This window comes from Pseudomonas sp. 34 E 7 (assembly GCF_900005715.1).
In the GTDB taxonomy this organism is placed as follows: Bacteria; Pseudomonadota; Gammaproteobacteria; order Pseudomonadales; family Pseudomonadaceae; genus Aquipseudomonas; species Aquipseudomonas orientalis_A.
Map to the genome: position 1 here is coordinate 2,708 of NZ_CVTX01000148.1, position 10,931 is coordinate 13,638.

General features: G+C 63.0%; 9 protein-coding genes. All 9 read right to left on the reverse strand.

The window, feature by feature from the left end; all coding sequences use genetic code 11:
- Positions 1-359: 359 nt before the first annotated feature.
- The gene (locus tag BFP96_RS16130) at positions 360-851 is read right to left on the reverse strand and encodes a GNAT family N-acetyltransferase (RefSeq protein ID WP_065887399.1); all 492 of its coding nucleotides are present in this window, start codon (positions 849-851) and stop codon (positions 360-362) included.
- A 161-nt stretch (positions 852-1,012) separates the two neighbouring features.
- A complete protein-coding gene (zapE, locus tag BFP96_RS16135) occupies positions 1,013-2,122 on the reverse strand; it encodes a cell division protein ZapE (protein ID WP_065936577.1) in 1,110 nt (369 codons plus the stop codon).
- A 49-nt stretch (positions 2,123-2,171) separates the two neighbouring features.
- On the reverse strand, positions 2,172-4,460 hold the full coding sequence (gene metE, locus BFP96_RS16140) for a 5-methyltetrahydropteroyltriglutamate--homocysteine S-methyltransferase (protein ID WP_065936578.1): 2,289 nt from the start codon (positions 4,458-4,460) through the stop codon (positions 2,172-2,174).
- A 619-nt stretch (positions 4,461-5,079) separates the two neighbouring features.
- Positions 5,080-5,913, reverse strand: a complete 834-nt coding sequence (locus BFP96_RS16145) for a phosphodiesterase (RefSeq protein WP_065936579.1) — start codon at positions 5,911-5,913, stop codon at positions 5,080-5,082.
- 9 nt (positions 5,914-5,922) lie between these two features.
- Positions 5,923-6,954: an ABC transporter ATP-binding protein gene (locus tag BFP96_RS16150; protein ID WP_065936580.1), complete on the reverse strand. Its 1,032-nt coding sequence runs from the start codon at positions 6,952-6,954 to the stop codon at positions 5,923-5,925.
- A complete protein-coding gene (locus BFP96_RS16155; protein ID WP_065887404.1) occupies positions 6,951-7,745 on the reverse strand; it encodes an ABC transporter permease in 795 nt (264 codons plus the stop codon). Before BFP96_RS16155 ends, BFP96_RS16150 begins: the two co-directional genes overlap by 4 nt.
- Positions 7,742-8,560, reverse strand: coding sequence for an ABC transporter permease (locus BFP96_RS16160; RefSeq protein ID WP_065936581.1), 819 nt, complete (start codon positions 8,558-8,560; stop codon positions 7,742-7,744). Before BFP96_RS16160 ends, BFP96_RS16155 begins: the two co-directional genes overlap by 4 nt.
- A complete protein-coding gene (locus BFP96_RS16165) occupies positions 8,561-9,565 on the reverse strand; it encodes an ABC transporter substrate-binding protein (protein ID WP_065936582.1) in 1,005 nt (334 codons plus the stop codon).
- Positions 9,549-10,568: a LacI family DNA-binding transcriptional regulator gene (locus BFP96_RS16170; protein WP_065887407.1), complete on the reverse strand. Its 1,020-nt coding sequence runs from the start codon at positions 10,566-10,568 to the stop codon at positions 9,549-9,551. The genes BFP96_RS16165 and BFP96_RS16170 overlap by 17 nt, the downstream gene beginning before the upstream one ends.
- Positions 10,569-10,931 lie beyond the last annotated feature (363 nt).

A 10,931-nucleotide genomic window follows, 5' to 3' on the forward strand; every position in this document is an offset into this window, starting at 1 on the left:
CCCATGCTCCGCGTGGGAATGCATCCCGTGACGCTCTGCGTCACCATTGCGCGAGTGCCGTTTTTTCGCTGACAGCAGGACGCGGAGCGTCCGGAGCGGCATTCCCACGCGGAGCGTGGGAACGATCATCATCGCGCCTTTTTTGCAGTGCTTTTATTAAAGTGACTTGTTCCAGAACAACAATTGATCGTTCCTTGATCGTTCCCATGCTCCGCGTGGGAATGCATCCCGTGACGCTCTGCGTCACCATTACACGAGTGCCGTTTTTTCGCTGACAGCAGGACGCGGAGCGTCCGGGGCGGCGTTCCCACGCGGAGCTTGGGAACGATCATCATCGCGCCTTTTTTGCAGTGCTTTTATTAAAGTGCCTTGTTCCAGAACAACATGCGGCCATGGGCGGGATCAAATACCGAATCGTCAAAACCGAACTTGCGATACGCCGACTGGGCCAGCGCATTGCCTTCAAGCACTTCCAGGGTGATCTTGCAGCAACCGCGCTGCCGGGCGATTTCCTCGACCTTCTGCAGCATCTTCTGACTCAACCCCAAGCCCCGAAACTGTTGCGCCACCATCACATCGTGGACATTGACCAAGGGCCGACAGGCGAAGGTCGAAAACCCTTCGAAGCAATTGACCAGCCCGGCCGGGACACCCCCAACGAACGCCAGCACACTGAACGCATGAGGGCGCTTGGCCAGCTCCGCAGGCAGTTGCTGCAACAGGTCGGCCGGCAAACTGTGGCCGCCGCCCATCGGGTCTTCAGCATAGTGGTTGAGCAGCGAACCGATGGCATCGGCGTGTACGGCGTTGGTGTAGCTGGCTTGCAGCACCAGGATGTCTGGGGTGTCCATTTCCTTCCTCGATAACGACAACCAGGGAACCGATTCCCTTTGAGAAGGTTGATTGTAAGCATGGAGTCGGCAGTAGATGAAGGAGATTAACGACAAATGTCTGACAGAAAGCGCGTAGATTGCACGTATCCAACGCCTCAAGCGCAGTGAACGCGGGGCTCTCAGGCGCCGAATCGCTGCAGCTGCATTTCGCGCAAGCGGCTCAAGGTGCGACGAAAAGGAAACGCCAGGTAGCCTTCGGTATAGAGACGCTCCAGCGGCACCTGGGCCTCGATGAACAACGGCACTTTGCGGTCGTAACACTCATCCACCAGCGCGATGAAGCGTCGCACGCTGTCATCATGCCTGGACAACTCCGGCAATTGCCGATCCCCCGCGACCACGCGCTCGGCGCCGTCTTCGGTACCCCGGGCAATACGACCAGGGCGCTGCTGTGCGCTGAGGTTGGGCACCTCTCCCAGCAGGATGGCCTTGAAGCGATCACACAGCAGCATGAAATCCATCGCCGCCAGGGGTTGTTCGCAGAGCTCGGCGTAACGGCACCACAGCACCGCGTCACTGGCCTGCACCGCCGCTATCGTGCGATGCCCCACGTTCACTTCCTTCTCGTCGCTGAGGGTTTGCCCGTCGCTCATCTGCCGGAACAGCGTGGCCAGTGCATCGGGCCGATTGACCCAGTAGCGCTGCAGACCCACGCCGGGATGCAGGCGATGATCCTCGCCGCCGTCCACGGCCAGCACCTGCATATTCCGATTGATCGCCGCGATACCCGGCAAGAACCGCTCACGGTTGAAACCTTCGGCGTACAGATGCTCAGGGGGTTGATTGGAGGTGCAGACCATCACCACGCCCTCCTCGAACATCACCTGAAACAGACGGCCGAGAATGATTGCGTCACCGATGTCATTGACGAACAACTCGTCGAAGCACAGCACGCGCACGTCCCGGCTCAGTTCCCGCGCCACCGCCTGCAGCGGGTCCCGGGTCCCGGTGAGCTGGAACGAGCGCTGGTGCACCCAGCCCATGAAGTGATGAAAATGCTGGCGGCGCGCGGGCACGCGCAGGCTTTGATGGAACTGGTCCATCAGCCAGGTCTTGCCGCGCCCCACCGGCCCCCACAGGTAAACGCCGGTAATCGGCGAACCACTCTGGTGCAACGCCTGGTGACAGGCTTGCAAGGCCTGCACCGCCCGGCGTTGAGCGTCGTCGGGCACGAAGCCCTGCCGGGCGATAGCGTGTTGATAAGCGGCGAGCGGCGAGTCGAAAGTCATTGGCGCAGTATGCCGTACAACGCAAACGTCTACCGCGCAATCTTCGCCCTCAGCCCAGTTCCGCACGCAGCTGGCGCGCCGCCGTCACCATGTGGATCAACGCCGCTTCCGTCTCCGGCCAGCCACGGGTTTTCAGGCCGCAATCGGGGTTCACCCACAACCGCTCAGCCGGAATCCGCTTGGCCGCCTTGCGCAGCAAGTCAACCATCTGCGCCACCTCCGGCACCCGTGGCGAGTGGATGTCGTAGACGCCGGGGCCGATGTCGTTGGGGTAGGCGAAGGCTTCGAACGCATCGAGCAACGCCATGTCCGAGCGCGAGGTTTCAATGGTGATGACGTCGGCATCCATCGCCGCGATGGACTCGATCACATCGTTGAATTCGCTGTAGCACATGTGGGTGTGGATCTGGGTCTCGTCACGCACGCCGCAGGCGCACAGGCGGAACACTTCGGTGGCCCAGTCCAGGTAGTGCGGCCATTGCGCCTGACGCAACGGCAAGCCTTCGCGGAACGCGGCCTCGTCGATCTGCACGATCCTGATACCGGCGGCTTCCAGGTCCACCACCTCGTCACGCAGCGCCAGGGCCAACTGCCGGGCCTGCACTTCACGGCTCACGTCTTCCCGTGGGAACGACCACATCAGCATGGTCACCGGGCCCGTCAACATGCCCTTGAGCACCTTGCGCGTGAGGCCCTGGGCGTAGCGAATCCACTCGACCGTCATGGCTTTCGGACGGCTCAGGTCGCCGTAGATCAGCGCCGGTTTCACACAGCGCGAACCGTAGCTCTGCACCCAGCCGAAACGGCTGAACGCGTAGCCGTCCAATTGCTCGGCGAAGTATTCAACCATGTCGTTACGTTCGGCCTCACCGTGCACCAGCACATCCAGCCCGAGGTTCTCCTGCACCTCAACCGCGTGCCTGATCTCGCTGTGCATCGCTTCGACGTATTCGGCTTCGCTCAACTTGCCGGCCTTGTACGACTGGCGCGCCAGGCGGATCGACGCAGTTTGCGGGAACGAACCGATGGTAGTGGTGGGAAACAGCGGCAGGTCGAGGCCGGCCCGCTGCTTCTCGATACGCTGGGCAAACGGCGATTGGCGCTGGCTGTCCCTGGCGCTGATCGCGGCAACGCGCGCTTGCACGGCGGGCTTGTGAATACGCGGCGAAGCGGCGCGCGCAGCCTGTACCGCACGACTCTCAGCCAGCGCGGCCAGCACCTGCGGCGCCTCGGGCTGGTCGAGGGCCTGGGTCAGTACCGCGACTTCCGCGCACTTTTGCAAAGCGAAGGCCAGCCAGCTCTTCAACTCGCCGTCCAACTGGTCTTCACGCGCCAGATCCACCGGGCTGTGCAGCAGTGAACAGGACGGCGCGACCCACAAGCGCTCACCAAGTTTGTCCTGGGCGTGTTGCAACGTCGCCAAGGCTTTTTCCAGGTCACAGCGCCACACGTTACGGCCGTTGACCACGCCTAGGGACAGCACCTTATAAGCCGGCAGGCGATCAAGAATCGTCGGGTATTGCTCCGGCGCGCGTACCAGGTCGATGTGCAGCCCGTCGACCGGCAGATTGGCGGCCAGGCCGAGGTTTTCTTCCAGCCCGCCAAAGTAGGTGGCCACCAGTTTCTTCAACGGATCACGCTGGATCAGGTTGTAGGCACGCTCAAAGGCGTTCTTCCACTCCTGCGGCAGATTGAGCACCAGGATCGGCTCGTCGATCTGCACCCACTCGACACCCAGCTCCGCCAGGCGCTGGAAGATCTGGCCGTACAGCGGCAGCAGGCGGTCGAGCAGATCAAGCTTGTCAAAGTCGCCGCCCTTGGCCTTGCCCAGCCACAGGTACGTCAGCGGGCCAATCACCACCGGCTTGACGGCGTGCCCGAGGTCGCGGGCTTCCTGGACTTCTTCGAACAACTGGTCCCATCCGAGGTGGAATTGCTGATCGACACTGAACTCCGGCACCAGGTAGTGATAGTTGGTATCGAACCACTTGGTCATCTCCTGGGCGTGAGCGCCGGCGCAGCACGCATCGCTGACGCCGCGGGCCATGCCGAATAACGTGTGCAACGTGGCCTGGCCATCGGCCGGACGAAAACGCTCCGGGATCACGCCAAACATCAGCGAGTGAGTCAGCACCTGGTCGTACCAGGCGAAATCACCGGCGGGCAACAACTCGATGCCGGCCTGTTTCTGCAGGTCCCAATGGGCCTTGCGCAAGTCACGCCCCACGGCGCGCAGGCCGGCTTCATCGAGCTCGCCCTTCCAGAACGCTTCCTGCGCTTTTTTCAGTTCACGATCGCGTCCAATGCGCGGAAATCCGAGGGAATGAGCGACTGCCATGACTTTTTATCTCCAATGTCGGTATCTATGGCGGCCATTGTCGGGAGATGGCGATAATGAGACAAACTCATTTTTCTTTAGATGAATACAAAATTTATTCATACAGACAGCAACGCAGCGCCCACCCGTAACCACGATGCGAAGCGAGCCGCTCTTGATCTTGATCTGCTTTTGATCTCAGGCGCCCCGTTAAACCACGCTGGCCGAACGCAGGCTTGAATCCGTGGGTAACCCGGCAGGACGCCGGGTTAGCCGCACTGGGCCATGGATGGCCCATTGCGGCGGCCCACGGATTCAAGCCGGAGAGAGGGCACACCGAGCCTGGGCGAGGTGCCGAGTGGTGGGGCAAGAGCGTTTTGCTTACTTTTGCGCTTTTCAAAAGTGAGCCGCTGTAAAAGCGGAACCATTAGCAGCCGTTACCGCAGAAACGGATATGTACTCGGTCTGATCCAAGATACTGGTCGGCCCAGAGGCCACCATCGGGGGCAAGCCCCCTCCCACATTTGGACCTCGGAGCGTCAGGTAGAAACGCGTCGGCTGTCCGGCCCTCACGGGAGCAAGCTCCCTCGCCACAGGTCCGGCGCCGTACCCGAGCTGTTACATCAGCTGAATCGAAACCTCAGTCAATCAACCCATGCGCGTCATAGAACGGATACGGCCCCGGATAATCCCCGAACACGCCGTTGTGGCTGATCAAACCCTGTTGCGCATCCCAGCGATGCAACAGATAGCCCGGCGGCTCCAGGTTGAAATGCGCGGGCGCCGCATCCTGCAAATCCAGCACGATCTGGTGGGACGTGCCGGGGCATACACAACTGAGGCTGGCACCGAAACGGCGCTGCATCGGCCGGTGCAGATGCCCGCACAACAGGCGCTCCACCTGCGGGTGGCGTGCCACCACGCGCTCCAGGGCGGCGGCGTTGATGAAGGGTTCGCGGTCCATATGGCCGATGCCGCTGATAAACGGCGGGTGATGCAGGATCAGCAAGGTCGGCGCCTGCGGGCGCAGCGCCAGTTGCTCATCGAGCCAGTGCAATTGGCTGTCCAGCAACTGGCCGCCATGGCTGCCGGGAATGGTGGAGTCGAGGCCGATCAGGCGCAGCGGATGCGTGTCTACCACCCAGTCCAGCGGGCCCTCTGCCGATAACGGCAAGTAGGCATGATCGCCGAACGCATCGAGCAACGGCCCGCGCGCGTCGTGATTGCCGGGTACCAGGTAGCACGGCATGTGCAGGCGCGCGAGTTCAGGGTGCAGCACGGCGTACTCATCGGCGCGGCCAAAGTCCACGAGGTCGCCGCTGATCACCACGATGTCAGGCCGTGGTTGGCTGGCGTTCAGGTGATCGACGGCGCGGCGCAGCGCGCCCAGGGTGTCAACCACGCCATAGGTGAGGCGCTGGCCGGCCTTGAGGTGCAGGTCGCTGATCTGTGCAACGAGAAACGGATGATTCACAGTGGATTCTCACGCATTCAGGGTGAACAACATGTGCGGCGCAATCGCCAGGGCAATCGGCGCGCCGACGACGTACAGCTGGTTGTCGCTGCTGTCGACCAGCAACGGTTGCGGGCCGCCCACGTCCACCAGCAAACGGCTCTGTGCGCCCTGGAAGAACTGCGCCAGCAGACGCCCGTGCAAGTGCCCTTCGCTCTCCATCACCCGCAGATGTTCGGGGCGGCAATACAGGGTGTCGGGCTGGTCGGTGCCATGCCACGGCAGTTCGCCGCCGCAGACTTTCAAGCCCTTGGGCGACGACCCGCTCACGGCGAAGGCGTTGAGGTTGCCGACAAAGCCTGCGACAAAGGCATTGGCCGGTTTCTGGTAAATGTCCCGTGGGCTGGCCAGTTGTGCGATGCGTCCGTGCTCCATCACCAGGATACGGTCGCCCAGGGCCATGGCTTCGCCCTGGTCGTGGGTGACGAACACCGAGGTGATGCCAAGGCCGCGCAGCAGTTCGCTCAACTCACTGCGCAGGCGCTCGCGCAGTTGTGCGTCGAGGGCCGCCAGCGGTTCGTCCAGCAGCAATACTTTCGGGCGTGGCGCCAGGGCGCGAGCCAGGGCGACGCGCTGGCGCTGGCCGCCGGAGAGTTCATGGATACTGCGCTTGCCGTGCTGCTGCAAGCCCACCAACTCAAGCAGTTCTTCGCAGCGCTTGTTGCGCTCTCGCGGCGCCATCCCTCGAATCTTCAAGCCGTAGACAATGTTGCCGGCCACATCCAGGTTGGGAAACAGCGCGTAGTTCTGAAACACCATGCCCACATCGCGGCGCTCAATGGGCAGGCGAGTCACGTCCTGATCACCGAAAAACACCTGGCCCACGTCCGGGCGTTCCAGACCGGCGATCAAGCGCAACGTGGTGGTTTTGCCGCAGCCGGACGGGCCGAGGATCGCCAGGGTTTCGCCGCCTTCGACGGTCAGGTCCAGGTCATGCACGGCCACGGTGCCGTCGGCGAACGCCTTGCGACAGCCTTGCAGGCCAATAGTAATAGCGGTCATCGACGCTCTCCACGGGACAAACGGGCACTGATGGCCTGCAGCGCAATCAACAGCGGCACGATCATCAGCAGGAAGATAAGGGTGTAGGCACTGGCGATTTCCAGGCGCGCCGAGGCGTAGCTGTCGGCGAGGCCCACCGGCAGGGTCTTGGTCATCGGCGTGTGGAGCATCCAGGTCAGGTTGAATTCACCCAGGCTCAGGGTGACCACCATCAGTACGCCGGCCAGAATCCCCGCCCGGCAATTGGGCACCACCACGCTGAAAAAGCGCTTGATCGGACCTGCACCGAGGCTGGCGGCAGCTTCTTCCAATACCGGCAGTTGTTGGCGCTGCATCACCGCCATCACCGGGCGCACCAGGAACGGCAAGGTGAACAGCACATGGCCGACGAGGATGAACAGCCAACTGCTGCGAAAGCTGCCGAACTGGCCGTACGTCAGCAGCAGCGCCAACGCACTGGCCAACCCTGGCATCGCCACCGGCAACACCATCAGTTCTTCGAAGGCGCGACTGAAACGGTTGTTCATGCGCACCAGGGCATAGGCCGCCGGCACACCGATCACGCAGACGCACACCGCGCAGGCCAGGGCCAGTTGCAGCGAGAGCCACACAGTGGGTGAATAGGCTTGCCACACCTGGATCAACCAGTCGAAGGTCAAGCCGCTGGAAACGCCGACAAAGAAGTTGCGTGTCAGCCCCGCCAGCAGCGACAGCAGCACCGGCACCAACATGAAGGCGCACACCAACAGGGTAAACAGCAGTTGCAGCACAAACAGCGATGAGCGCTTCACAGCACAGTCCCCGAATTTTTCACCAGGCGCCGCGTGAGCAGCAGCACGGCCCAGGTCACCGCGCCAAGCACCACCGACAGCGCAGCGGCGACGGCAAAGTTGGCGTAATTGGTGAACACGTTATAGATCGCCACGGGCGTGACGTTAAGGCGCGTGCCCAGGGTGAACGCCGTGCCGAACGCGCCCATGGACGTGGCAAAACAGATCGCACCGCACGACGCCAGCGCCGGCGCCAGGCCCGGCACGATCACATCGCAGACCACGCGCCAGTGCCCTGCCCCCAATGAATGCGCGGCCTCCTCCAGGCTGCGGTCGAGGCTTTCGCAGGCAGCCATCACCGTCAGAATTACCCGGGGAATCGAGAAGTACAGGTAGCCCACGAACAGCCCCGCCAACGAGTAGGCAAAGATCCAGCGCTCACCGGCCAGTTGCAGGCCCAGGGCGGCAAACAGTCCCTGGCGCCCCGCCAGCAGGATCACCAGGAACCCCACCACCACCCCGGGAAACGCCAGCGGGAACGTGAGCAATGCCACCAGCGCCGAGCGCCCGAAGAACTGTTGCCGTGCGAGGAAGACACCGCTGATACCGCCGATCACCAGCGCGACCAGCGTCACCACCCCTGCCAGGATCAGGGTTTGCCCCAGGCTGCCCAAATACTGCGCACTGCTGAGCACCTGCCAGTAGCCGCTGCCGCTCCCATCGCGGCTTTCGGCGCCGAGCACCATCAGGTGCGCCAGCGGCAACAGCCAGAACGCGAGCAGCACTGCGAAGGCCGGGGCCAGCGCCCAGGCGGCGTGTTTTGCCGATGTCGCCACTTACTTGACCTCGTTCAGGTAACGGGCGGCGAAGGCTTCCTGCACAGCGGCCATTTTTTCGTAGTCCACGACACCGGCGCGGGCATAGTCACTGTCCGGGAGGAACTGTGCGGCGACGTCCGCCGGCATTTTCATCGGCCGCACCGGGCGCAGGTAGGCCTTGGCCCACAGTGCCTGGCCCTCGTCCGAGAGCACGAAGTCGAGGACTTTTTCCGCGTTCGCACGGTGTGGCGCGTTGGCGACCAGGCTCATGACGTAGGGCACGCTGATGCTGCCTTCCTGCGGAATCACGAAGGCGACATTGGCCTGGTCTTTGTAGCGGGCGCGGTAGGCGTTGAAGTCGTAGTCGACCAGGATCGGCAACTCGCCGGACAGTACCCGTGCGTAGGCGGTCTGCTTGGGCACGATGGGGCTGTTTTTTGCCAGTTTGCGAAAGTAGTCGATGGCCGGGGCGAAGTTGTCCAGGTCACCGCCCATGGCGCGGTTGATCGCCACCGCCGACACGTAGCCGACAAAGGCGCTGGACGGATCGAGGTAACCGACCATGCCTTTGTACTCAGGCTTGAGCAGGTCGGCCCAGCTTTGCGGCACCGGCAGACCGCCGAGTGCGTCGACGTTGACCATGATGCCCAGGGTCCCGGAATGGATCGCGAACCAATGGCCGGCGGGGTCTTTCAGGCCGGCGGGAATCTGCTCCCAGGCCTTGGGTTTGTAGGTGTCGACCACCTCGGCTTTTTGCGCCTGCAGGCCGAAGGTGACGCCGTAGTAAACGACGTCGGCCACCGGCGCGGCTTTTTCCGCCACCAACTGCGCCAGGGACTGGCCGGAGTTTTTGTTGTCCCGCGGCACCTGCACGCCGGTGCTGGCGGCGATGGCCTTGAGCTGGGTGCCCCAATCGGCCCAGTCCGGCGGGCAGTTGTAGCAAATCGCAGTGTCGGCGGCCTGGGCCAGGCTGGCCGCACCGCACAGCAGCAGGGCTGCCAGGGTTTTACTGAGTGCGCGCATCAAGGGTCTCCTCATGGGGCTGGGTACTTTCGCCTGGCCGGATATGGCAAGGCAGGCAATGGGACGTCGGGGCGTTGCCGGCGATTTGCGCCAGCAGTTGGTCAATCACGGTGCTGGCCAGCAGCGCAATGGGCTGCACCACGCTGCACAGGGTCGGGTGCATCTGGGTGCCGAGGCTGATGCCATCGAAGCCCATCACAGACAGTTGCCCAGGAACGTTCCAGGCGTTGCGGCGCAGTTCGGCAATCAGGCTGATCGCCAGGAAGTCGTTGGAACACACCAACGCCGTGGGCGCGTCGGGGCTCTTGAGAAACGGCGCGATCGCCGTGAACTCGGCCTGGGTGTGGGCCGGCATTTCGATCACCGGGCGGCTCTTGAGACCGTACGCTTCCATCGCCTCGCAATACCCCGCATGCCGCAGACGGGCACGGTCGGACTGCAACGCGGGGCCGGCGACCATGCTGATCCGGCGGTGCCCGGCGTCCAGCAGATAACGCGTGGCCAGGGCCATGCCCGCGCGGTTGTCGACCGACACGGCGCTGTAGTTGGGGTTGCTCGGCTGATGGTAGGCCAGCACGAAGGGTGTCTTTTCGGTGTTCAGGCTGCTGAGCACGGCATTGCTTTCGGCATCGGTGACCGTCAGTACCAGACCGTCGACGCGCTGGCGCAACAGTTCTTCCACTACCGTGCTTTCGCGCTCGCTGCTGTAATCGGTGGTGGCCAGCACCAGGCTGTAGCCCCGAGACCGCGCGGCGCGCTCCATGGCCTGGAACTGCTCGGCGAACACTGGGTTGAGCAGGTTGGGCACCACGACGCCGATCAGTTGGGTGGTCTGCAGGCGCAACTGGCGGCCCAGCAGGTTCGGCCGGAAACCCAACTCACGGGCGGCGGCGAACACCTGCTCACGGGTCACCGGGCGCACCTGGTCCGGGGAAGCAAAAGTGCGTGCAGCGGTGGCGCGGGACACGCCAGCCAGGCGTGCTACGTCTTTCAGGTCAGTCATTGGGGCTCGCTTGAGATCGATCTCATTGGCGAGGACATTAGCGAGGGAATGTGGCAGGAAGGTGGTGGAAAGATGACGGTTTGATGTCAGTGCCCCGACTGCATATCGCGCTCAATGTGGGAGGGGGCTTGCCCCCGATGGCGGCCTCTGGGGCGGCCGGGATGGTGGATTGGGTTGAGTACATATCCGTTGCTGCGGTCACGGCTACTTAGGGTTCCGCTTTTACAGCGGGTCACTTTTGGAAAAGAGCCCCAAAAGTAACCAAAAGGGCTCTTGCCCCACCACTCGGCACCTCGCTTAGGCTCGGTGTGCCCGCAATCCGACATTGATGTGGGGGGCCGCCGCCACGCGCCATCCATGGCG

What these genes read in the sequence shown, in the direction of transcription:
- BFP96_RS16130 (WP_065887399.1), bottom strand. Translation starts at nt 851, where the DNA reads ATGGACACCCCAGACATCCTGGTGCTGCAAGCCAGCTACACCAACGCC.
- zapE (WP_065936577.1), bottom strand. Translation starts at nt 2,122, where the DNA reads ATGACTTTCGACTCGCCGCTCGCCGCTTATCAACACGCTATCGCCCGG.
- metE (WP_065936578.1), bottom strand. Translation starts at nt 4,460, where the DNA reads ATGGCAGTCGCTCATTCCCTCGGATTTCCGCGCATTGGACGCGATCGT.
- BFP96_RS16150 (WP_065936580.1), bottom strand. Translation starts at nt 6,954, where the DNA reads ATGACCGCTATTACTATTGGCCTGCAAGGCTGTCGCAAGGCGTTCGCC.
- BFP96_RS16165 (WP_065936582.1), bottom strand. Translation starts at nt 9,565, where the DNA reads ATGCGCGCACTCAGTAAAACCCTGGCAGCCCTGCTGCTGTGCGGTGCG.
- BFP96_RS16170 (WP_065887407.1), bottom strand. Translation starts at nt 10,568, where the DNA reads ATGACTGACCTGAAAGACGTAGCACGCCTGGCTGGCGTGTCCCGCGCC.